Origin of the sequence: Paraburkholderia sp. BR10872 (genome assembly GCF_040965835.1) — a bacterium.
Classification (GTDB): Bacteria; Pseudomonadota; Gammaproteobacteria; order Burkholderiales; family Burkholderiaceae; genus Paraburkholderia; species Paraburkholderia nodosa_A.
Map to the genome: position 1 here is coordinate 288958 of NZ_JBFRCN010000002.1, position 22958 is coordinate 311915.

Below are 22958 nucleotides of genomic sequence, written 5' to 3' on the forward strand. Positions count from 1 at the left end.
CGTGCGACGAAACCCGCGCGAGAGGACCGAACCATGCCCGCCAGCCATCCCGCCGCTCCCGACAGCACCGCCATTCGCGTCGCGCTGTGGCGCGCGCTGCACGTCCAGGTCGACGATGCGCCCCACGTGCTCGAAGACGAAACCGGCATGCAGATCGCCGCACCGGAGTCGAACTGGCGCGAGCGGCCCGATATGCACCCTGAAGGGACGCGCGGTTATCGTGCCTCGATCGTCGGGCGCGCGCGCTTCGTCGAAGACCTTGTCGCCGAACAGACCGCTAACGGGCTCGCCCGCCAGTACGTGCTTCTCGGCGCGGGACTCGACACGTTCGCCCAGCGCCACCCCGAAATCGCCTCGCGCCTGCACGTGTACGAAGTGGACAAGCCGGGCACGCAGACATGGAAGCGTCAGCGGCTCATGGAGCTGGGGTATCGCGAGCAGGCGTGGCTGCGCTTCGTGCCGGTGGATTTCGAAGCCGGCGAGACGTGGTGGGAACGGCTCGCCGCGGCAGGGTTCGATGCCGCGAGTCCCGCGGTGATCGCCTCGACGGGCGTTTCCATGTATCTCACGCGCGAGGCGAACCTCGCGACGCTGCGGCAGATCGCGCAACTCGCACCGGGCTCGACGCTCGTCATGACCTTCCTCCTGCCACTCGAACTCATCGACGAGCCCGAGCGCTCGCAGCATGCCGCCGTGTATGAACGCGCGAAGGCGGCAGGTACGCCGTTCGTGAGCTTTTTCGCGCCCGATGAGATGCTTGCGCTGGCAAGCGAGGCCGGGTTGCGCAATGCGCGTCATGTTTCGACCGCGGATCTCACCGCACTTTACTTCGCAGGACGAAGCGATGGGCTGAGGCCGGCTAGCGGGGAGTCGATTCTGGTGGGGACGGTTTGAGGCGGGGGTTGTCGCGGTCTGTGCGGGGAAAGCTGTGTTTTTGCGCGCATTCTGGCCCACTTGCCACCTTCTGCACGGTTTAGGTAGTCAACCGTCGATACGCGCTCAAATGACGAACCAAACCCTGCGGGTCGCCACGTCTTTCGAGCAGCATGGCCAGGTTGTGGTGAGCGTCCGCGTACGTCGGGTCGAGTTCGAGGCAGCGCATATAGCTTCGCTCGGCGTCTTCGAAGCGTCCCAGCTCCTCGAACGCAATCGCGCGATTGAAGTGCAACACGGCATCGTCGGGAAAGTGAGCCAACGCCTCATCGAATACATGCAGCGCATCTTCGCACCGGGATTCGAGTTCACACAGCAGCGCGCCCAGGTCAACGTAGGCAGGATAAAAAGGTTGCGGCGATAGCGCGATAGCCTTCTTGTACGCCCGTTCAGCGCCGTTCACATCGGATGCTCTCAACTGTTCGCCGAGGTCGTACCACTCCTGCGCCTGATGCGCGAGATTCTTTTGAGCAGGCGCCGAGTCGAGAAACACGACATCGCCCTTGATCTGCGCCACTTCGAAATCCAGCAGGAACTGACCGGTGGCGGCATCCCACTGCGAAGGACCCGTTCGCACGGCCACGTCGTTGCCGACTGCCGATACGCGAATCCCCGTAAGCGGTAACTGATCGGGCAACTCGTCTCTGAGCCGCGTGAGCGCCATGATGATCTTGCGCGGTGGAATACGCGCATCGCGCAGCTGCAACGCCGTACGCAGCAGCACGACGTCCTGGAACGTGAAGCGGTAGGCGTTTCGCGGTCCGCGTGACGGGTTGACGAATCCTGCAGCAATGAGGCCCGATACCACCCTCCGGGAAACGCCCAGCATGGCCTGCAACTCGCGCATCGAAATTTCGCGCGCGGCGACTTGTGGCGTCACTTGCGTGCCCGCACCCTGGCAGGCGCTTCAGCGGGCGCCTTGGCGGCACGCGCCGGCGGCTTGCGCGTCCTGGGCGCGACAGGCAGTTCGGTAACGGGCTCCGCGCTCTTGCTACGCTTGGGCGCCGGAGCGGCCTTCGCTTTTGCACCACCCTTCAAACTCGCCCGCAATGCATCCATCAGGTCGATAACCTGTCCGCCACCCGCAAGCTCTTCGCGAGCCTCGTGAACGACGACCTGCTTGCCTGCGATCTTTTCGTCGATGGCTGCGAGGATGCGCTTCTTCTCTTCGTCTTCGTACGCAGTCGGGTCGTAATTGTCCTCGGAGCCCTGCTCGATAATCTGCAGCGCGAGTTTCATCTCGGTATCGGATACGTCGACATGTTCGACATGGAGGTCAGCCAGCGAGCGAACCTCGTCGGCGTACAGCAGTTGCTGAAAGACGAGTCCATCTTCTTCGGGGCGCACCTGCACGATCCGCGTCCGTCCTTTCGACGCCCATTTCGCCAACGCGCAGCGACCGCTCTGCACGAGCGCCTGCTGCAAGAGGCTATACGGCTTGCCGCCGCGCTTGTCGGGTGCAATGTAGTAGGCCTTGTCGTAGAAGACCGGGTTGATCGCCTCTTCCGGGATGAAGGCCATGATTTCGACGACATGGCTCGCAGCGTCTTCCAGCGCCTTTAGCTCGTCGGTGGTGAAGACCACGAAGCGGTCCTTTTCGAATTCGTAGCCCTTGTTCATGCTCGAGCGCTCGACGACATCGCCCGTCTTCTCGGAGACGTATTGCTGCTTCACGCGCGAGCCGTCGGGCGCCAGCATGTGGAACCGGATGTCGGACGAACTCTCGGTAGCGGTATAGAGCTTCACCGGAATCGAAACGAGCCCGAAGGACAGCGTCAGGGAAGCAATTGAGCGGGCGGGCATGGACTTCTCCTCGCGGATTTGCAGGTTCGGCACGTCGCTCACGCAAAGCGCGTGCCGCCGCCGACCGGCGGTCGTTTCATTTTAGGCGCTTTATCGCCGGTGCCAACGATTGCGACCCCGACCAGTAATCGGCCCACGGGTCCTGCTGCTGGAAGCTCAGATACTCGCGGGCCGTTTGTACGGTCCACTGCGCCCCGCTCTTGAGGTCGTTCAACTGCTCCCAGGCGACCGGCATCGAGACGCCCATCCCGGGTCGCGCACGCGCGGAAAATGCCGCAGCGGTGGTCTGTGCCTTGCCGTTGCGCAAGTAGTCGACATAGACCTTTCCGACCCGGTTCGAAGCCCCGGCGGTCGCCGAAAAGCGCTCGGGAATCGTCTTCGCCAGATGCCGCACGAATGCCTGCGAGAACGACTTGACCGCATCGTAGTCCAGCCGCGGCGCGAGCGGCACGACGACGTGCAAGCCCTTTCCGCCGCTCGTCTTCAGCCAGGCGTGCAGCCCCAGTTCCGACAACAACGTTTGAACCAGCAGCGCCGCTTCCTGAACGCGTCCCCATTTCACGCCCTCGCCTGGGTCCAGGTCGAAGATGACCCTGTCGGGCTTGTCGAGACGTCGAACGGTCGAATTCCAGGTGTGAAACTCGACGGCGTTCATCTGTGCCGCCGACAGCAGCGCATCGACCGTGTCGACGCTCAAGAGGGGCGGATGATTCGGCCAGAGACTGCGGTCGTGAGCCGTCAATCCGGGCATGCCTGTTCTCTCGGCATGCTTCTGAAAGAACAGGTCTTCGGCGATGCCTGCGGGCGCGCGAACCATCGCAATGGGCCGGGCCTTCAGGTGAAGCAGCATCCGCTCCGCGATACTCGCGTAGTAGCGCACGAGGTCCGCCTTCGTGACACCCGTCGATGGGTCGACGACGCGTTCCGGATGCGTGATTTTCAGCTTCAGTTGCGGCTCCGGCGCCTGCGTCTTCCCCCCCTCCCGGACGACGCCGCCTGGCGGCTTGTCGATGCGCAGACCTCTGAACGAGGCCTGCCGGATGACGCCATCGGCAGTCCAGTCCGCGAATTCGACCTCTGCGACGAGTTCAGGGCGAACCCACCGCTCACTGCCGGCCGAGCGCCGGGCCCACCGGCGCGACCTCGCGACGTCGACTTCAAAGGGTGCTGCATCGACTTCGAGCGGCGTCAGCCGCGCCCACAGGTCCCGCGCGATCCTGGCGTCCCAGCCGGTGCCGACGCTTCCAGCGTCGCGAAGCCTGCCGTCTGCGTAATAGCCAAGCAACAGGCTGCCAATCTCTCCGTCTTTGCCGCCTCGGGCCGTGAACCCGCAGATGACCAGTTCCTGCCGGAGCCGGGATTTTGCCTTGAGCCACGTCTGGGTCCGCCCCGACTCATAAGGCGCGTCGCGGCGCTTGAGCATGAGGCCTTCCAGGCCCAGGCCCGAGGCGGCCTCGAACAGTTGGGTCGGGGGCGCCTCGAAGTCCTCGCTGAACCGGATGTGCTCACCGGCATCGTGAAGAAGCTGCGCGAGCAGCATGCGCCTCGACCACAGCGGCACCTTCCTGAGGTCTTTCCCGTCGAGGTACACCAGGTCGAACAGGAAGTAGACGATGTCTTGATTCGCGTTGCCGTCTATCGCATCTTGCAACGCAGCGAAACTGGGAAGGCCGTTTTTGAGGACGGTGATTTCGCCATCCAGCCACGCGCTGTTGAGCGCAAGCGCCTCGACCTCTGCTGCAAGCGCGGGAAACCTCGCTGTCCAGTCATGACCGCCTCGTGTGATGAGTCGCACACGGCCTTTGGCGACGCGGGACAGCATGCGATAGCCGTCGAGCTTGGCTTCCGTTACCCAATCACCGCTTGTGGGAAGTGATGGCGCCAGGGTCGCGAGTTGGGGCTCGAGCCTGGCAGGCAACGGAGCAGACACCGCCGCGCAAAGGTCGATCTCCGACGATTCGCTGCGCGCAGGCCTCGCTGCCCGCGGCGCACGTTCCTCGATGAGCCCGAGCGGCTTCGCCGTCACGCTATCCGGAAGCGCCTTGATGACATCGTATTCGGCAAGCGGCTGCGCCCAGGCATCGCGCTTCTTGAACAGCATCCACTGGTCTTGCCTGTCGCCGGGCTTCGATATGCGGACCAGCTCCCAGAGTCCGGCAAGTTTTTCGCCGTGGAGACGGAAGACCAGCTTGCCCGCAGTCATCCCCTCACGCGGATCACCGACGGGTTCCCAGGTGCCACGGTCCCAGACGATCACGTCGCCAGCGCCGTATTGCTTTGCCGGAATCGTGCCTTCAAAACCCGCGTAGTCGGCAGGATGGTCCTCCACGTGAATGGCCATCCGTTTTTCCTTCGGGTCGTAACACGGACCTTTGGGCACGGCCCATGAGAGCAATACCCCGTCGAGTTCGAGCCGGAAGTCGTAGTGCAGCCGGCTCGCCCAGTGCTTCTGCACGACGAAGCCCAGATGTCCATTTTCAATGGGCGAGCTGGCAGCCGGCGGCGCCGGTTCAGGCGTGACACTGAAATCCCGCTTTTTTCCGTAGCGGGAAAGCGGCGGTGATGACGGATTGCGGTCGCGGGTCGAGGCCATGACGATAGTCTAGGAAGAACTCTCGCCTGGTGCGTCGCAAGTGGAACGCGTGGCGCGAGCGCGCCTGCCTCACGTGTCCTGCGCTGCGGTCGCCGGACGCCGATTCCAGACCCAGCACAAAACCGGCGCCCCCAAATACGAGGCGGGAGCCGGCATTTCGCCGCTCCCGCCAGATCACTTCGTTGTGCTCACAAGCACCGCGCAAGAAGCCGCGGCAATGCTCAGCTCATGTGCAGGCCGCCGTTGAGCGAGAAGTCCGCGCCGGTCGAGAAACCTGCTTCGTCGGACGCGAGCCACGCCACGATCGAGGCAATTTCCTGCGGCTCGCCGAGGCGCCGCACCGGAATGCTGTCGACGATCTTCGAGAGCACTTCGGGCTTCACCGCCTTCACCATGTCCGTGCCGATATAGCCGGGAGAAACGGTGTTGACCGTCACGCCCTTGGTCGCCACTTCCTGCGCGAGCGCCATGGTGAAGCCGTGAATGCCGGCCTTGGCCGTAGAGTAATTCGTCTGACCGAACTGGCCTTTCTGCCCGTTGACCGACGAAATATTGATCACCCGCCCAAAGCCCCGCTCGATCATGCCGTCGATCACCTGCTTGGTCACGTTGAAGAGGCTCGTGAGATTGGTGTCGATCACCGCGATCCAGTCTTCGTGCGTCATCTTGCGGAAGACGACGTCGCGCGTGATGCCGGCGTTGTTGACCAGGATGTCGATCTCGCCGACGTCCTTCTTCACCTTCTCGAACGCGGCAGCCGTGGAGTCCCAGTCGGCCACGTTGCCTTCCGACGCGACGAACTCGTAGCCCAGCGCCTTCTGCTCGTCGAGCCAGCGCGCCTTGCGCTGCGAGTTCGGGCCGCAGCCCGCGACCACCGTGTAGCCATCCTTGTGCAGACGCTGGCAGATGGCCGTTCCGATGCCGCCCATGCCGCCGGTCACGTAGGCAATACGCTTTGCCATAGATCCTCCTTTTGCTTTAGGGGGGTAGGTGAGTTGGGAAAGACTCTGGAGGATGGAGTCAGTTTGACGAGCGCCACCAAGCCGGGCGATGGGGAAATACCCGTACAGGAAAACGCCTGCCGCAATCCTTCCGTAAGACAGCGTGCGCCGGCCTTCGCTCGATACCGCCGGAGAACCGACTCAGCGTAGCAGCGCCCTTTGGGGGACACAAGACGATCACGCCTGCGGGCGTGGGCAAAAGCACACAATTACCTGGCATGCCTCAGTAAATGCAAGCGGGGAAATGTGTTTTGCATAAAGATACGGCCCGGCTCCATTCGAGGCCGGGCCGCGCGCAGGCTCACTGCGTGAGAATCACACAAGCATCAAAGGCCGGCGGCGAGGCGCTCGTTGCCATACCCCTCGGGCAAACCCGTCACGTATTCCAGCCGCCCCACGGCTTCGAGCAGCGAGCGGCCGGCGATCGTGAGCGACAGCCGGCGGTGGCCTTCCGTCCAATGCTCGAGCGCAACCAGCTGACGCTCGAGCAGCGTGTCCAGTTCCTGGCGATTCATGTCGATCTGGTCCGGCGAATGGCGGACCAGCATCAGCGTGGCGAATTCCTTAGGGCTCAGCAATGTCGTCTCCCAGTAACTTTCATGCCGCAACCAGGGGCACAGGGCCGCATATATTCGAGCCTTAATGTGACACGGGCATGACTGTCACAATTTCGCTCCCGCACTATATTGATCCTGCATATCCGGTGCTGCCGCCCTCTTTTCGCTTTGCGGCGTGTGAGCCGGCACGAGCGCCGCGCCGCATTCCTCCACGAGGTTGCGCAGCGAGGTCGGGAAGAGCGTGCCGGGGTCGTCGGCAATGCCTGCTCCGTCGTCGCGCAGCGCCGCGCCGATGCCCACCACGATGGTCGCGTCGGGCGCACGCTCGCGCAGGCGCCGCACGAGATTGCGCAGGTACGGCGCCGACTCGGGCGCATCGAGCGACACCAGGCAGATGGCCGGCGAGCGCTCGTCGATCATGGCCCCGCGCGTGGCGCGCACTTCGTCGTAGGTGGTGGCCGTGCAGGGAATGTTGCGCCGCATGAGCAACTGGCCGACGATCGCCACCGCCACGTCGTCGAACGCGCCGCGTCCGGGTACGCAGAGCACCTCGCCCGCGTCCGGCGAGAGCGTGAACTCGATTACCTTGGCGCCTTCGTCCGCGCCTTCGACGGACTTCCTGGCGCTCTCCTCCTCGGCTGCGGTGTGGCGAGAATCGTCCACGGATTCGAGATCCTCGACGATATCGAGCAGCGCCTGGTTGATGCGTGCGACCTGCTCGCCGGGCAGCACGCCGCGCAAGGCGTCGTTGCGCGCGAAGCGCAGGCCCTCGAACACCACCTGCTCGTAGTAGTCGATGAGCGGCATGCTCGTGAGCAGCCGGTCCGCCTGCAGCAGCGCTTCATGAGGATCGTCGGCGAGCAGGCGCTGGTAGCAGGTTTGCGCCGGCGTGAGCGCGGGCTGGTCGCCGAGCAGGATCGTGAGGAAGTTCAGCCGGTCCACGTAGCGGCCCAGCGTGACGATGCACAGCGTGAGCGGCGTGGAAAGCACCAGCCCCACAGGCCCCCACAGCCAGCTCCAGAAGATCGCCGCCACTACCACGGCCAGCGGCGAAAGGCCCGAGCGCTTGCCATAGACCATCGGCTCGGCGAACTGACCCGCCACCACGTCCACGACGATGAAGAAGATCAGCGTCGTGACGCCCATGGTCCACTGCGGCTGCGTGGCCGCGGCGACGATCGTCGCCATGATCGCGGCGATCCAGATTCCGATGTACGGCACGAAGCGCATGAGCGCCGCCACCGCGCCGAACAACAGCGCGCCCGGCACGCCGATGCCCGCCAGCCCCAGCGCGATCACGCCGCCCACCGTGACGTTCACGCCGACTTGCGCGACGAAGTAGCGCGAGAGCCGCTGCGAGGCGTCGTTGATGGCGGTTGTGGTGCGGTGCAGGTCGTCTGAGCCGAACACGCTGATGAGCCGGTCGCGCAGATCCTCGCGCTGGAACAGGATGAAGATCGTCACCACCAGCACGATGAAGGTCGTCTCGAGCGGCGCGATAGCTGGGGCGAGCGCCTTTTGCGCGAGCGTAAGCGGCGTGGGCGCGGGATTATGGATCTCCACGGGCATGGGCTGCTGCGGCTGATTGCGCGCCGCGCGCCCGCGCGGCTGCGGCGGCGCGGGCGGCGGCGTGGGCGTCACACGCTGCAGCGCGGTGGCGGCTCGCGACATCAGCGAATCGGCGCGGCCTACGGTTTTTTCCTGCACCGTTTGCACTTTCTGCTCGATCTCTTCCTGGTACTGCGGCAGGGAGGCGGAAAGCTGGTAGACCTGCGCGGCGATCAGCGCGCCCACACCGGCAAGCGCGAGCACGGTGGAAAGCACCGCAACGAGGATGGCGAGGAACTGTGGCAGATGAAAGCGCCGCAGCGTGGTCACGAGCGGCGCCAGCAGAAAGCTCAGCAGCACCGAGAGCGTAATGGGAATCAGCACCGCACGCCCAAAGTACAGGCCGCACACCACGACCACGCCGGTAATGACGGAGGCGAGGCTGTGCAGCGTCGGCGGGCTTGGCGGAAACACCCGGTTGCGTCGGCCCTGCGGCGGCAGCGGGAAATTCATGTCGGATCGGATCGGCAAAAAAAGAAACATCGGGACCGCGCGGGCTCGGGCAAGCGCACGGCCCATCTATACGCACGAGGCGCACCTGGAAATGGTACAGCGCCTCCATACGTGAGGCGCAGCCGTCCAGATTTTCGCAGGTCGCGAGAGGCGGACGCAAAAACCGCACGTCACTGCGTCTGCGTCTTGCCCGTGACGAGCTCCTGGTTGCGCGCGGTCAGGAACTGGATGAGCCCGTCCACGCCGCCCTGCTGGATCTTCTCGTTGAACTGCTGGCGATAGGTCTGGATCAGCCACGCACCGAGCACGTTCAGGTCATAAAGGCGCCAGCCCTGCGGCGTCTTGTACAGGCGGTAATCGATTTCAACCGGATTGCTGCTGGTCTGCGCGAGCGTGCGCACGACGACGTCGGTGTCTCCTGGCGAACTGCGCATGGGCGGGTACTCGATCTTCTGGTCAGGCTTGAGTTGCGCGATGGCGCCCGAGTAGAGATGGATCAGCAGCAGCTGGAACTGCTGCTCGATCTGCGCTTGCTGCTCGGGCGTCGTGGTGCGCCAGTGCGGCCCCATGGCGAGGCGCGTGGTGCGGCGAAAATCGACGTACGGAAGAATGTCGCGGTTGACGATATCCTGGATGCGCGCGATATCGTCGGGCGCGATGGCCTTCGTGCGGACCTCGTCGAGGATCTGCTGCGTGGCGGTCTTGATGAGCGCCTGCGGGTCCGACTGGTCCACCTGGGCCGATTGAGCGAATGCCGCCGTAGCGGGCAGGAACGACAGACACCACGCAAGCAGCGCGGTCATGCGGAATAACCTGGTCATCGATATCTCTGGGCAATGGCGGGAGAGGCGAGCGGGCGCGAAATCGACAAACCGCACGCTTCGCGCAAGCGCACGCCAGCGCTCAGTCTAGCGGGTCGGGCGGGGTCCGGTCGGATCGCTGTGCGGCTCGTGCGTTCATGCCTTCACGCGCGGGGCGTGCGAGCCCGCGCACCGGCTTCCGAGGAACGCCTCCAGCCCGAAAGGCGCTACGGTAAAGCAAGTTACATACCATTCCATGACATAGCGGGCCACCCCAAAACAAGGCTCACTCATCTGCACATAAAGACCGCCCTGTAAAAACTACAAGCGCGTCATGGCAAAGCGGACGCTCCCGCGCGCCGCAGGCCCAGCAGTCGTTGCGCGGAACAGCGGGCACGAAAAACGCATGCAGCCCCACGCCCGCCCGTTCGCTCGCCTTGACTGACCGCGTAATCGGTTCAATCGCCATGCAATTGGGATCGAATCGATACGAGGGTGCAAGGTTCAGCGGCTCGTCCAGAAAGGAGGCGTGGCCCCATCGCTCAGGAGATCGCATGAACACACCGGAACAGGTTCGCATTGCGGACATCCTCGGCCAGCATCGCGACACGCTGCTCGCGGAATGGCTGCGCCTGCATCTGCCGATCGCGCTGCGCCGCGGCCTTGCGATGGAGGGGGAAATTCGCGAGCAGTTTTCGGCGTTCCTGAATGTCTTTCTCGACACGCTGCCTAACACCGGAACCTTCGATTCGGGCAGCCCGGACTGGGAGCCGGTGCGCGCATTCCTCGCGGACATGTCGGCGCATCGCGCACGTCAGGGCTACACGCCTGTCGAGACGGCCACCTTCGTGTTCTCGTTCAAGGAGCCGCTCTATGCGCGGCTGCGCGAGGCGTATGCGAACAACGCCGCCGAGCTTGCCCATGTGAGCTGGCAGGTCAACCTGCTGCTCGATGGCTTCGGCATCTACACCACCGACATTTTCCAGAAGAGCCGCGAAGCGATCATCGCGCGCCAGCAGGAAGAACTGCTCGAGCTTTCCACGCCCGTCGTGCAGCTTTGGGAAGGCATCCTCGCGCTGCCGCTCATCGGCACACTCGATTCCGCGCGCACCCAGGTCGTCATGGAGAGCCTGCTGCAGAAGATCGTCGACACGGGTGCGGGCCTCGCGATCATCGACATCACGGGCGTGCCCACCGTCGACACGCTCGTCGCGCAGCATCTGCTCAAGACCGTGGCCGCCGCGCGCCTCATGGGCGCGGACTGCATCATCAGCGGCATCCGCCCGCAGATCGCGCAGACCATCGTGCATCTGGGCGTCGATCTCACCAACGTCACGACCAAGTCCACGCTCGCCGACGCCTTCGTCATCGCGTTGCAGCGCATCGGCGCGACCATCATCTCGCCGAAGGCCACGACCTGAACGCCACTCAGCGCCACTGAAGCACGGGGAACCGCACACGATGGAACGCATTCCGATTCTGCGCCTCGGCGACTGCCTGATCGTCACGATCCAGGTGGACATGCACGACCGCCTCGCGATCGCACTGCAGGACGACCTTACCGAGCGCATCGTGAAAGAGTCGGCCAAGGGCGTGCTGATCGACATCTCGACGCTCGACGTGGTCGACTCGTTCATCGGCCGCATGATCAGCAACACGGCCGCCATGGCGATGGTGCTCGACGCGCAGACCGTGGTGGTCGGCATGCAGCCGTCCGTGGCGATCACGCTGGTCGAGCTCGGTCTCACGCTGTCGGGCGTGCGCACCGCGCTGAACGTCGAAAAAGGCATGGCGCTGCTCAAGCAGCGGCAGCTCCGTTGAGTCCGATGACTCCGTTAGCTAGCACGTCTCTTGCGTTCAATCATGAATAGCAACGACACGACCGGAAGGCTTGCGGCCCAGGTGAGCCTGAGATCGGACGAGGAAATCGTCCGGCTGCGACAGATCGTGCGCGACGCCGCGATCGCGCAGGGCTTCTCGCTCATCGAACAGACCAAGTTCGTGACGGCGGCGAGCGAGCTCGCACGCAACACGCTGCAGCATGGCGGCGGCGGCGATGCGCGGCTCGACGTGCTGGAAAAAGGCGTGCGCGTGGGACTGCGGCTCTCGTTCGTCGATCAGGGTCCGGGTATTGCTGATATCGGGCGCGCGCTGCAGGACGGCTTCACGAGCGGCAATGGCCTGGGACTCGGCCTCGGCGGCTCGCGGCGACTGTGCGACGAGTTCACGATCGAATCGACACCGGGCAGCGGTACAACGGTCACCATCACGAAATGGAAAGTACGCTAGACGGCGCGGCCGGTTCTGCCGGCGGCACCCACCGCTCCTTCGAGATCGGCGACGCCAGCGGCGTCGCCTTTGCACGCCGCGGCGCCAGCGAAGCCGCGCGCTTTGCGGCGCTCAGCGAGACCGACGCCGGCCGCCTCGCGATCGTGCTCACGGAAGCGGCCACCAATATCCTCAAGCATGCCGGCCACGGCGAACTGCTCGTGCGCGCGCTGGAGGGCGCGGTGGAGCTGATCGCGCTCGACAGCGGCCCCGGCATGGCCGACGTGGGCATCGCCCTCGCCGACGGCCACTCCACGACCGGGACGCCCGGCACCGGGCTCGGCGCGATCCGGCGGCTCTCGAACCAGTTCGCCATTTACTCGCAGCCGGGCGCGGGCACGGTGTTGCGCGTGCTCGTGCAGAAAAGCGGCGTCAACGCAGCGCTCGCGGCATTCACCAGACCCGAGATCGGCGGGGTCTGCGTGCCTTACCCCGGCGAGGAAGTCTGCGGCGACGGCTGGCAGGCGCAGGCCGACCAGAGCGGCCTCACGCTCGCACTCGCCGATGGGCTCGGCCACGGTGCCGAAGCCCACGTGGCCGCCGTGGCCGCGCTCGACGTGTTGCGCCGCCGCGCCGGCCTCGCGCCCGCCGCACTCATGGAACTCTCGCACGCGGCCCTGCGCCCCACGCGCGGCGCGGCGCTCGCGCTCGTGCGCATCGATCTGGCGCGCGGCGCGCTCGCGTTTTGCGGCACGGGCAACATCTCGGCGGTCGCGTATGGCGCGGGCCGCCCCATCGATAACCGCGCTTCGACCGGCCACGCGCAGCGCTCCGCCGGCGCAGGCACACCACCCGCGCGCGAGTGTTATCAGCTCGTCTCGCGCAACGGCATCGTGGGCCACACGATGCGCGGCACCCAGGAGTTCGAGCTGACGTGGAGCGAGAACGCGCTCCTCGTCCTGCATTCGGACGGCATCGGCACCCGCTGGGACCTCGCCGCCTGGCCCGGCCTCGCCAACCAGCCCGCCGCCGTGATCGCGGCCGTTCTCTACCGAGACTTCGCGCGCCGGCGCGACGACGCCACCGTCGTCGTCGTGCGCGCCCGCCCCGGAGTACAGTTGAATCATGAATAAGCCCCTGCTGCGCATCCGGCTGCAAACCGCCCAGGACGTCGTCGCCGCGCGTCGCCGCGCGCGCGAGCTCGCCGCCGGACTCGGCTTCTCGCCGCTCGACCAGACGCGCATTGCGAGCGCCGTCTCCGAAATCGCCCGCAACGCGTTCGAATATGCGGGCGGCGGCGAAGTCGCCTTCGCGCTGGAAGGCGAGCGGCCGCGCGAAGCGCTCGCCGTGCAGGTCAGCGACCAGGGCCCCGGCGTGCGCGAACTCGAAGCCGTGCTCGACGGCACTTATCGCTCGCCGGGCGGCATGGGCCTCGGCATCACGGGCAGCCGCCGCCTCATGGACCGCTTCGAGATTTGCTCGTCGACTGGCGGCACGACCGTCACCATGACGCGCGACTTGCCGCACGAGCGCGGCGAGGCGAGTGGCCCGGAACTCGAGCGCATCGTGCACGAACTCGCCGCACGCAGTCCGCAGGAAGGCGCGCATGGCGACTCGCTCGAAGAACTGCAGCAGCAGAACCGCGAACTCGTGACGGCGCTCGACGAACTGCGCGAACGCCAGGAAGAACTCTCGCGCCTCACGCAGGAGCTGGAAGCGACCAACCGCGGCGTGGTGGCGCTCTACGCCGAACTCGACGAGCGCGCCGAGGAGCTGCGCCGCGCCGACATGATGAAGACGCGCTTTCTCTCGAACATGAGCCACGAATTGCGCACACCGCTCAGTTCGATCCGCGCGCTCGCCAACCTGCTGCTCAACCGGCTCGATGGCGACCTGAGCGTGGAGCAGGAACGCCAGGTCAAGCTGATTCTTTCGTCGGCGGAAAGCCTGGGCGAGACCGTGAACGACCTGCTCGATCTCGCGAAGATCGAAGCCGGCAAGACCGAAGTCGTGCCCACGTGGTTCGATGCCGCCGACCTCTTCGCCGCGCTGCGCACCATGCTCATGCCGCTGCTCGATACGCCGGAGGTCACGCTCGAGTTCGGTTCCACGGCAGGCCTGCCGCAGCTTTACACCGACGAACCCAAACTCACGCAGATCCTGCGCAATTTCGTCTCGAACGCGCTCAAGTACACCGAGCGCGGGCAGATTCGCGTGGGCGCCCAGTGCATGCCCGGCGACGGCGACGAAGCGCGCATCACCTTCTTCGTTGCGGACACGGGCATCGGAATTGCTCCCGAACACCACCAGATCATTTTCGAGGAGTTCGGCCAGGTGCAGAACCGCCTCCAGCAGCGCGTGAAGGGAACGGGTCTTGGCCTGCCGCTGTGCCGCAAGCTTGCGGCGCTGCTGGGCGGCGAAGTGGGCGTGGAAAGCGAGCCCGGCGTGGGCTCGACGTTCCGCCTGAACGTGCCGGTGTGCCTCGCGACGTCCGTCGAGGACGAACCCGAGACCTCCGGGGACGCGGCGCCATGAACGCGCAGGCCACGCTGATCCTCAACGTCGACGACAACGAAGGCGCGCGCTACGTGAAGTCGCGCGTGCTGCGCCACGCCGGCTACGCCGTGATCGAAGCCGCGACGGGCCAGGCCGCGCTCGAAGCCGTGCGCGAACAGGCGCCTGCGATCGTGCTGCTCGACGTGAAGCTGCCCGACATCAGCGGCATCGAAGTGTGCCGCCTCATCAAGGCAGACCCGGATACTAACTCCACGCTCGTGCTGCAGACCTCCGCCGCCGCGGTGCAGACGCGCGACAAGATTCTCGCGCTCGACGGCGGCGCCGACAGCTACCTCACCGAGCCCGTCGAGCCCGCCGAGCTGGTGGCGAACGTGCGCGCGCTCCTGCGCCTCTACGCGGCCGAAAAAGCGCTGCGTGACGCCGACCGCCGCAAGGACCGCTTCCTCGCGACACTCGCGCACGAACTGCGCAATCCGCTCGCGCCGATTCGCAACGCCATCGCGCTACTCGACCCGCGCCATGGCGCGAACGATGTCATGCGCGCCGACGCGCGGCAGATCGCGAGCCGCCAGGTCGAGCATCTCGGCCGCCTCGTCGACGACCTGCTCGACGTCTCGCGCATCTCGCACGGCAAGATCGCGCTGCAGATGAGCACGCTCGACCTGCGCGAGATCGTCCAGACCGCCGTGGAAACGAGCCGGCCCTTCCTCGACGCGAAATCGCAAACGCTCACGGTCGAGATCGACTGCGAGCCGTGCCACGTGACCGGCGACGCGATACGCGTGGCGCAGATCATGAGCAACCTGCTTTCCAACGCCGCGAAGTACACGGCCGAAGGCGGCCAGATCGCGTTGCGGCTCGAACAGGACGTCTACGAGATCCTGATTCGCGTGCGCGACAACGGCATCGGCATCGCGCCCGACGAGCTGCCCTACGTGTTCGAGCTCTTCATGCAGTCGCGCGAAGCTCTGAAACGCGCCGATGGCGGCCTCGGCATCGGCCTCGCACTCGTGCGCGAACTCGCGGAACTGCATGGCGGCTCGGTGAGCGCCCATTCGGACGGGCTTGGACACGGCTCGGAATTCGTCGTGCGTCTGCCGCTCGCGCGGGCGCCGCAGTGCGAAGCGCCGCGCGACGAGGCGCCGGGCGCCGGGGAACAAATCGCCCCGCCGCGCCGCCGCGTGCTGATCGCCGACGACAACGTCGATTCCGCTTCTTCGCTGCTCATGCTGCTGGAACTCGAAGGCCACGAGGTGCGCGTGGCGCACGACGGACCGAGCGCACTCGCGCTCGCGCAGAGCTTCCTGCCCAACGTCGCGATTCTCGACATCGGCTTGCCCGGCATGGACGGTCACGCGCTGGCGAAGGCGCTGCGCGCCGGGCCGGCCACTGCGCACGTGCAATTGATCGCGCTGACGGGCTACGGCCAGGAGCGCGACCGCCAGGCAGCGAGCGAGGCAGGCTTCGACCGGCATCTCGTCAAGCCCGCGCCGTTCGAAGAGATTCTGCGGGAAATCGACAACGCGCCGCCGGATTGAGTGGCGCCGCGCGGTCCGCCTGCCGACCGTTCGCGCCACCCAGGCCCCGTTCGCGCCCGTTTCCCCACACTTCGTCGCATCCCCCTCGCCCGCCCCGCCCCCATTCACCACACTGCAGACATCGCCCCCGCTCGACCCGCCATGGAGAGCCAGCATGTCTGCCATCATTGCTGCGCACGTCGTCGCCGCAACACTTTCTGTCATACTCGGAACCGCCGTCATGCTGGCCGAAAAGGGCAGCGCGCGGCACAAGTGGCTCGGCCGCCTCTGGGCACTGACGATGCTTACCGCCGCGCTCAGCTCGTTCGATATCCGCGAGCTGCATCCGGGGCATCTGTCCTGGGTGCACGGCCTGTCGCTGCTGACGTTCGTAAGCGTCGGGCGCGCCATCTGGGCGATCCGCCACGGCAACGTCCGCGGCCATCGCCTCGCCATGCGCGGTTCGTTCTTCAGCCTCATCGCGGCCGGTCTTGCCGCCGTTGCGACGCCGCACCGGTTGCTCAACCTCATCGTCACGAGCTGGTTCGCATGATTCCTGGCATGCACGTCGAGTTTCCGAACGCCGCCGCCCGCCTCCCCGCGCCGACGGCCAATGTCCTGCTCGCCGGGTTCGCGCGCGAGGGCGTGATCGTCGTCATAGGCAATGCGCTGATTGCGGTCGCGCTCACCGCTGCGGGCGTTCACGAGCGCTTCATCGACAACCTCGTCTTCAGCCAGGCGATCGGGCTTTCGATCATGCTGCTGCTCGACGTCGCCCGCTTCTTTCTGCAACGCCACAATGCGCTCACGGGGCCGCGCCTCGCGTTGGCGATGGTGCTCGCCATCGTGCTCGGCGCGTCGCTCGGGCGCGGCATCGCGAGCGTGGTGCTCGGAATCGGCTTGCATAACGCGTTCGCGACGAAGGATCTCGCGCTCACCGGCTGGATCGCGCTGACCGCCACGCTGCTGGTCACCTGGTATGGCTGGTCGCGCACGCGCATTGCCGAGCTGAGCGAACAGGTCGCGCGCACGGCATGGCAAAAGGAAGCCGCAGAGCGCACGGCGCTCAGCGCGCGCCTGCAGGCGCTGCAGGCCCAGATCGAGCCGCACTTTCTCTTCAACACGCTGGCGACGCTCGACAGCCTGATCGCGTCCGACCCGCCGCGTGCGCGCGAACTGCTCGCAAGCCTCAACCGCTTCCTGCGCGCGACGCTCGAGGCCTCGCGCGCGCAAAGCGAAACGCTCGCGGTGCAGTTCAAGGTGCTCGACTCGATGCTCGCCGTGCATGCCATGCGTATCGGCCCGCGCCTTGCCTACGCGCTCGACCTGCCGCACGATTGCGCCGACCTCCCGGTGCCGCCCATGCTGTTGCAGCCGCTCGTGGAGAACGCGCTCAAGCATGGCATCCAGGGTGCGCTCGAGGGCGGCAGAATCGACGTTGCCGCACGGCGCGACGGTGACCATGTCGAGCTGAGCGTGACCGATACGGGCCCGGGTTTTGGCGCGACGCCGGGCACCCAGGGCGCGGGCGTCGGGCTAGTGAACGTGCGCGAGCGGCTCGCGGCGCTCTATGGCGAGCAGGCAGCGCTCACGCTGATCGAGAACGTGCCGCATGGCCTCGTTGCGCGGGTGCGGCTGCCGCTGCCGCTGCGCGATACGGTTGGTGCAAGCGTGCAGGAGTCCCGATCATGAAACGCCACGCGCCCGCAGATACGGCGCAACACGGCGACGCCTCGCACCGCTCGCCCGACACCCCGACCGCACTGATCGCCGAGGACGAGCCGCTGATCGCCGCCGCCCTGGAACGCGAACTGGCCGCCGCGTGGCCGGAACTGCGCATCGTGGCAACGGCCGGCAACGGCCAGGAAGCCATCGAACGCATCGGCGCGCTGACGCCCGACGTCGCGTTCCTCGACATCGCCATGCCGGGCGCGACCGGCCTCGATGTCGCGCGCGCGTGCGCGAATCTCGCCGCGCCGCCGCAAATCGTGTTCGTGACCGCCTACGACGCCTATGCCCTCGAAGCCTTCGAGGCCGCGGCCATCGACTATCTGCTCAAGCCCGTGGAGACTGCGCGGCTCGCGCGGACGGTGGAGCGCCTGCGCGCCCGGCTCGCGCGATCGGCGGCAAACGACGCCGAGGCGCCGCAGATGCAGGCCGATCTGCAACGCGTGCTGCGCCAGCTCGAAACGATCACCCAGGACGTTCGCGAAGCGCGCGCCGGTGCACGAGCGGGCAATGCGGAAAGCGCCCCGCGCGGGGCCCCGCTGCGATATCTGCGCGCCTCGAGCGGCAACGACATCCGCATGGTGCCGGTGGAAGATGTTTTGTACTTCGAAGCAGCCGACAAATATGTCGTGGTCACGACGCACAGCGGCGAATTGCTGATCCGCACGAGCCTGCGAGAGTTATCCGCGCAACTGGACCCGGCGCGCTTCTGGCAGGTTCACCGCGGCACGGTGGTCAACGTGGATCAGGTGGAATGCGCCTCGGTCAGCGCGATCGGGAAGATGACGTTGAGGCTGCGCGGCCACGCGGGCGCTCTCGATGTAAGCCGCCAGTACGCACACCTGTTCAAGCAGATGTGACGCGCGCCACGAGAACGGCAAACGCCTTCAACGCGGCTCGCTTTTCAAATACCGCTGGGGCGGCTCGCCCATCGTCTTGCGGAACATGGAGATGAACGCGCTCGAATTCGCATAGCCGAGCTCGGCCGCGATCTCCGCCACGCGCACGCCCTGGGCGAGCCTCGACACGGCCTCGACGATGCGCAGCTGCTGGCGCCAGTGGCCGAACGTCAACCCGGTCTCGTCCTTGAAGCGCCTCGCGAGCGTGCGTTCACTTGCCCCCACGCGCTCGCCCCAGGTCGCGAGCGAGTCGCCGTTGGCAGGCGCCGCCAGCAGGAAATCGCAAATCTGCCGCAAGCGCCGGTCGAGCGGCAGCGGCAACCCGCCGCCTAAGGCCTCGCGCGCATTGCGCATTTCGCTGAGCAACAGCGGCGTAATGAGCGCGTAGCGGCACTCCGGGCCGCGCTCGCGGTCTTCGACCAACGCGGCCACCAGTTCGCGCAACAGCGGTGAAACCCGCATCGCATGGCATGCGGATTCCGGCCACGGCGACGCCTGCGGCTCGAACGACACGCTATGCAGGCTCACCGCGCTCGTCGCGATCAATTCGTGGCGCACGCGCGGCGCGATCCACAGCCCGCGCTGCGGCCCGAGCGTCCACATGCCGCTGGGCGTCGTCACACGCAGCACCCCGCTCTCCGTAAAGACGAACCGCCCCTGATCGTGCGAAAGCCACGATCCCTTATGGGCAGCGTCGTACTGGTAGCTTGCCGCCACGATTGGCCGTTCGAGCTTGCGGTGCGGGATTTCAAGCGGTCGCCGCCATATTTGATCCACGATCGAATATTCCTTCGCTCATTTTCCAGATAAATGCCGGTTTTGCGCAATTTATGCCCGATGCGTCGGCAATCGCTGTGTCTCGTATTTTGCATCGGATGATGAATAATTGCTAATGCGAACGATAATGATTCTCTCTATGGATAATGAATGTTCCAGAGAACCGATCTGGTGCCCTAGACGGCCCCGCCCTCCTGCGCCGCCGCGCTGCCGCCGAGATAGGTGGCGCGCACGCGGTTGTCGTCGGCCAGTTCATGGGCCGAACCCGCGAGCGCCACGCGGCCGCCTTCCAGCACATAGGCGCGGTTCGCGATGCGCAGCGCCTGCCGCGCATTCTGCTCTACGAGCAGCACCGCCGTGCCCGCGTGGCTGATGCGCGCGATCACTTCGAAGATCGCGCGCACGAGCTTGGGCGCGAGCCCCATGGAAGGCTCGTCGAGCAGCACGAGTTTGGGCTTGAGCATGAGCGCGCGCGCAATCGCGAGCATTTGCTGCTCGCCGCCGCTCAGCGTGCCGGCAAGCTGGTCCTTGCGCTCGCGCAGCCGGCTGAATGTTTCGTATGCCTGAGCAATGCCCTGATCGAGCGCGCCGGCATCGCGCCGCAACAGGTAGCCGCCCAGGCGCAGGTTCTCCTCGACCGTCAACCCGCCGAAAATACGGCGCCCCTCCGGCACGTGCCCGATCCCGAGCGCGACGATGCGATGCGACGGCAGCCCGACGAGCGCCTGCCCCTCGAACCCGATGCTGCCGCCGCGCGGACGCAGCAGTCCGGAGATGGTGCGCAGCGTCGTGGTCTTGCCCGCGCCGTTGGCCCCGAGCAGCGCGACGATCTCGCCCGGCTCGACATCGAGCGAAACGCCGTGCAGCGCTTCGATGTTGCCGTAGTTCACGCGCAGGTCGCGAACGTCGAGGAGTTTGTCGGACGTCTCTACCCCCATAGCGACTTCTCCCCGTCCGTGGCGTCGGGTCCGTCGTCTTCCTCCGCCGTGCCCAGGTAGGCGTCGATCACCACCGGGTCGTTCTGGATTTGCGCGGGCGTGCCCTGAGCAATGATCTCGCCATGGTCCATCACGATGATGCGGTCGGACACGCCCATCACGAGCGCCATGTCGTGTTCGATCAGCAGCACGGTCACGCCCAGGTCGCGGATGCGGCGGATCTGCGCCATCAACGCGTGCTTTTCGGTTGGGTTCATGCCGGCGGCGGGCTCGTCGAGCAGCAACAAGCGTGGCTGGCTCGCCAGCGCGCGGGCGATTTCCAGCCTGCGCTGATCGCCATAGGGAAGGTCCGAGGCATATTCGCTCGCCCGCGCGCCGAGCCCCACCAGATCGAGCCAGCGCTGCCCGAGCGCGCCGTGCTCGGCGGCTTCGGCGCGCGCGGCGCGCGTGCCCACCAGTTCCGCTACGAGGGCCGTGTGCAGGCGATGATCCATGCCGATCAGCACGTTCTCGAATGCGCTCATATGGTTAAACAGGCGAATGCCCTGAAACGTACGCGCAATGCCGCGATGCACGTTGCGATGGGGCGCGCCGCCGCCAAGCGGCTCGCCGCGCCAGACGAGGCGGCCGCCGCTCGGCCGGATTACGCCCGTCAGGCAGTTGAACACCGTGGTCTTGCCCGCGCCGTTCGGGCCGATCAACGCGAGAATTTCGCCGCTGCGCACCTGGAAGGTAATGCCGCCAATCGCGCGCACGCCGCCAAAGCGGCGCTCGAGGTCATGCACCTCGAGCAGGGTTTCGCGCGCGGCGGCGGCTTCGAGGCCGCCGCTATCGGCGAGGGAAACGGCCGCCTCGGTTTCCTTGCCCGCCGCTTCCGCGGCTTCCGCTTCGTGCGCCACCGTTTCCTCTTCGGGCCGCGGCGCGGCGCGCCTCACGCGCGCCGGCCACAATCCTTGCGGACGCAACAACATGAGCACGACGAGCGCCACGGCAAAGCCGAAAATGCGCCACAGGTTCAAAAAGCGCAGCATTTCCGGCAGCCCCGCGACGATCAGCGCGCCGAGTATCACGCCGGGAATGCTGCCGCGCCCCCCCATCACGACGACGATGAGAATCGTCACCGACTGCAGATAGGTGAACGCCGTGGGGTCGATCGTGCCGAAGCGCGCGGCGAACAGACTGCCCGCGAGGCCGCCGATCAGTGCGCCGATCACGTAGGCGAGCATCTTCACGCGCAGCGTCGCGACACCCACCGCTTCGGCGGCGGCTTCGTCCTCGCGGATGCTGGTCCAAGCGCGGCCGAGGCGCGAGCGTCCGAGCCGCACGGCGAACACCAGCACGACGATGAAGAACGCCATGCCCAGCACATACACCGAGCGCGGCGAACTGAATTCGAAGCCGAACAGGTTCGGCGGCTCGATGCCGTAGATGCCGTTCGGGCCGCCGGTAATGTCGAGATTGGTGGCGACGATGCGCGTGATCTCGCCGAAGCCGAGCGTGACGATGGCGAGATAGTCGCTACGCAGGCGCAGCGTGGGGTAGCCGATCACGACGCCGGAAGCGCCCGCGAACACCAGGCTGAACGGCAGCGTCGCCCAGAACGAGAAGTGCAGCAGCGTTTCCAGCAGCGCCGTCGTATAGGCGCCGATGGCGAAAAATGCAGCGTAGCCGAGGTCGAGCAACCCGGCATAGCCCACGACGATGTTCAATCCGAGGCCCAGAATCGCGTAGGTGATGATGGTGAGCCCGACATCGACGACATAGCCGCTCGCGAACTTGGGCAGCGCGATCGCCAACGCGAGCAGCACGCCGGAAACGACCCATGAAGTGTCCGTGGCCCGCGCGCGCATGTCTCACATCCTCTCGACCACGCGTTCGCCGAATAGCCCGGTGGGCTTCACCACGAGCACGGCGATCAGCACACCGAACACGAACACGTCGGTCCATTGGGAGGAGACATATCCCGCGCCGAACGCCTCCAGCAAACCGATCAGGAAGCCGCCCACCATCGCCCCCGGAATATTGCCGATGCCGCCGAGCACGGCCGCCGTGAACGCGCGCAGCCCGAGCACGAAGCCCATGAAGAAGTTGATCTGCGTGTAGAAGAGCCCTTCCATCACGCCGGCGACCGCGGCGAGCGCCGAACCGATGAAAAACGTGAGCTGGATGAGCCGCTCGACGTCGATGCCCATGAGCCGCGCCGCGTCCTGGTCGATGGCGAGCGCGCGCATGGCCGTACCGACGAACGTATGGTGTACGAACAGATACAGCGCGATCATCAGCGCGAAGCTGGCCGCGATAATGCCGATCTGCGCGAACGTGATGTGCACTTGCGCAACGTCGAAGCCCGTATGCGTGAGCAGGTGCGGGTACGTACGAAAGCCCGCGCCGTAGGCAATCAGGACGCCGTTCTCCAGCAGCAGAGAAACGGCTAGCGCCGTAATGAGCAACTGTCTTACCTGTCAAGCCGTGTGGATGGATTCATCCCACGGCTTTCCTGTTTTTGCGATGGCGTTGAGGATAGTCAGCAGCTTTCTCATGCAGGCAACCAGAACAACCTTGTTCG

The 22958-nt window shown here is 66.0% G+C and carries 21 protein-coding genes and 1 pseudogene; 10 read left to right on the plus strand and 12 right to left on the minus strand.

The features are described from left to right. Positions 1-33 precede the first annotated feature (33 nt). The gene (locus AB4Y43_RS03335) at positions 34-894 is read left to right on the plus strand and encodes a class I SAM-dependent methyltransferase (RefSeq protein ID WP_368727030.1); all 861 of its coding nucleotides are present in this window, start codon (positions 34-36) and stop codon (positions 892-894) included. A gap of 79 nt (positions 895-973) precedes the next feature. On the opposite strand, the gene AB4Y43_RS03340 is transcribed toward AB4Y43_RS03335, so the two are convergent. From AB4Y43_RS03340 to AB4Y43_RS03370, 7 genes are all read right to left on the minus strand, one after another. Further along, complete coding sequence (locus tag AB4Y43_RS03340; RefSeq protein WP_069265825.1) at positions 974-1813, minus strand: tetratricopeptide repeat protein; 840 nt, start codon at positions 1811-1813, stop codon at positions 974-976. Beyond that, positions 1810-2736: a Ku protein gene (locus AB4Y43_RS03345; RefSeq protein WP_342949034.1), complete on the minus strand. Its 927-nt coding sequence runs from the start codon at positions 2734-2736 to the stop codon at positions 1810-1812. The genes AB4Y43_RS03340 and AB4Y43_RS03345 overlap by 4 nt, the downstream gene beginning before the upstream one ends. 76 nt (positions 2737-2812) lie before the next feature. Continuing rightward, positions 2813-5329: a DNA ligase D gene (ligD, locus tag AB4Y43_RS03350; RefSeq protein ID WP_368727031.1), complete on the minus strand. Its 2517-nt coding sequence runs from the start codon at positions 5327-5329 to the stop codon at positions 2813-2815. A gap of 221 nt (positions 5330-5550) precedes the next feature. Then, positions 5551-6291 carry a 3-ketoacyl-ACP reductase gene (locus AB4Y43_RS03355; RefSeq protein WP_069265823.1) on the minus strand — a complete coding sequence of 247 codons (741 nt, stop codon included), beginning with the start codon at positions 6289-6291 and terminating at the stop codon, positions 5551-5553. Between the two features lie 365 nt (positions 6292-6656). Further along, positions 6657-6908, minus strand: coding sequence for a hypothetical protein (locus tag AB4Y43_RS03360; protein ID WP_256094801.1), 252 nt, complete (start codon positions 6906-6908; stop codon positions 6657-6659). Between the two features lie 84 nt (positions 6909-6992). Continuing rightward, positions 6993-8948 (minus strand): AI-2E family transporter, encoded by a 1956-nt coding sequence (locus tag AB4Y43_RS03365; RefSeq protein WP_342949036.1) that lies wholly within the window; start codon positions 8946-8948, stop codon positions 6993-6995. A 170-nt stretch (positions 8949-9118) separates the two neighbouring features. Next, positions 9119-9769, minus strand: coding sequence for a phospholipid-binding protein MlaC (locus AB4Y43_RS03370; protein ID WP_069265821.1), 651 nt, complete (start codon positions 9767-9769; stop codon positions 9119-9121). Between the two features lie 533 nt (positions 9770-10302). On the opposite strand from AB4Y43_RS03370, the gene AB4Y43_RS03375 reads away from it, so the two are divergent. The 9 genes from AB4Y43_RS03375 to AB4Y43_RS03415 all read left to right on the plus strand — a co-directional run bounded on the left by AB4Y43_RS03375 (position 10303) and on the right by AB4Y43_RS03415 (position 18638). Then, positions 10303-11169: an STAS domain-containing protein gene (locus AB4Y43_RS03375; RefSeq protein ID WP_342949037.1), complete on the plus strand. Its 867-nt coding sequence runs from the start codon at positions 10303-10305 to the stop codon at positions 11167-11169. Positions 11170-11209: 40 nt separating this feature from the next. Then, complete coding sequence (locus AB4Y43_RS03380; protein WP_069265819.1) at positions 11210-11569, plus strand: STAS domain-containing protein; 360 nt, start codon at positions 11210-11212, stop codon at positions 11567-11569. A gap of 42 nt (positions 11570-11611) precedes the next feature. After that, positions 11612-12037, plus strand: coding sequence for an ATP-binding protein (locus tag AB4Y43_RS03385; RefSeq protein ID WP_069265818.1), 426 nt, complete (start codon positions 11612-11614; stop codon positions 12035-12037). Beyond that, positions 12022-13149, plus strand: a complete 1128-nt coding sequence (locus AB4Y43_RS03390) for an ATP-binding protein (protein WP_069265817.1) — start codon at positions 12022-12024, stop codon at positions 13147-13149. Before AB4Y43_RS03385 ends, AB4Y43_RS03390 begins: the two co-directional genes overlap by 16 nt. Further along, complete coding sequence (locus AB4Y43_RS03395; RefSeq protein WP_368727032.1) at positions 13142-14551, plus strand: sensor histidine kinase; 1410 nt, start codon at positions 13142-13144, stop codon at positions 14549-14551. The genes AB4Y43_RS03390 and AB4Y43_RS03395 overlap by 8 nt, the downstream gene beginning before the upstream one ends. Further along, positions 14548-16071, plus strand: coding sequence for a response regulator (locus AB4Y43_RS03400; RefSeq protein WP_368727033.1), 1524 nt, complete (start codon positions 14548-14550; stop codon positions 16069-16071). Before AB4Y43_RS03395 ends, AB4Y43_RS03400 begins: the two co-directional genes overlap by 4 nt. Before the next feature lie 154 nt (positions 16072-16225). Continuing rightward, positions 16226-16603, plus strand: coding sequence for a DUF2306 domain-containing protein (locus AB4Y43_RS03405; protein WP_368727034.1), 378 nt, complete (start codon positions 16226-16228; stop codon positions 16601-16603). Further along, positions 16600-17742 (plus strand): histidine kinase, encoded by a 1143-nt coding sequence (locus tag AB4Y43_RS03410; RefSeq protein WP_342949042.1) that lies wholly within the window; start codon positions 16600-16602, stop codon positions 17740-17742. The genes AB4Y43_RS03405 and AB4Y43_RS03410 overlap by 4 nt, the downstream gene beginning before the upstream one ends. Continuing rightward, positions 17739-18638 (plus strand): LytR/AlgR family response regulator transcription factor, encoded by a 900-nt coding sequence (locus AB4Y43_RS03415; RefSeq protein WP_368602382.1) that lies wholly within the window; start codon positions 17739-17741, stop codon positions 18636-18638. The genes AB4Y43_RS03410 and AB4Y43_RS03415 overlap by 4 nt, the downstream gene beginning before the upstream one ends. Before the next feature lie 27 nt (positions 18639-18665). Here the strand turns inward: AB4Y43_RS03415 and AB4Y43_RS03420 are convergent, their stop codons facing one another. From AB4Y43_RS03420 to AB4Y43_RS03440, 5 genes and pseudogenes are all read right to left on the minus strand, one after another. Beyond that, positions 18666-19454 carry a helix-turn-helix domain-containing protein gene (locus AB4Y43_RS03420; protein WP_368727035.1) on the minus strand — a complete coding sequence of 263 codons (789 nt, stop codon included), beginning with the start codon at positions 19452-19454 and terminating at the stop codon, positions 18666-18668. A gap of 176 nt (positions 19455-19630) precedes the next feature. Then, positions 19631-20392: an ABC transporter ATP-binding protein gene (locus AB4Y43_RS03425; RefSeq protein WP_069265811.1), complete on the minus strand. Its 762-nt coding sequence runs from the start codon at positions 20390-20392 to the stop codon at positions 19631-19633. Continuing rightward, positions 20383-22242, minus strand: a complete 1860-nt coding sequence (locus AB4Y43_RS03430; RefSeq protein ID WP_368727036.1) for an ATP-binding cassette domain-containing protein — start codon at positions 22240-22242, stop codon at positions 20383-20385. Before AB4Y43_RS03430 ends, AB4Y43_RS03425 begins: the two co-directional genes overlap by 10 nt. A gap of 3 nt (positions 22243-22245) precedes the next feature. After that, the gene (locus AB4Y43_RS03435; RefSeq protein WP_368727037.1) at positions 22246-22842 is read right to left on the minus strand and encodes a branched-chain amino acid ABC transporter permease; all 597 of its coding nucleotides are present in this window, start codon (positions 22840-22842) and stop codon (positions 22246-22248) included. Between the two features lie 12 nt (positions 22843-22854). Beyond that, a pseudogene (locus AB4Y43_RS03440) lies at positions 22855-22958 on the minus strand (IS110 family transposase); the annotation flags it as partial.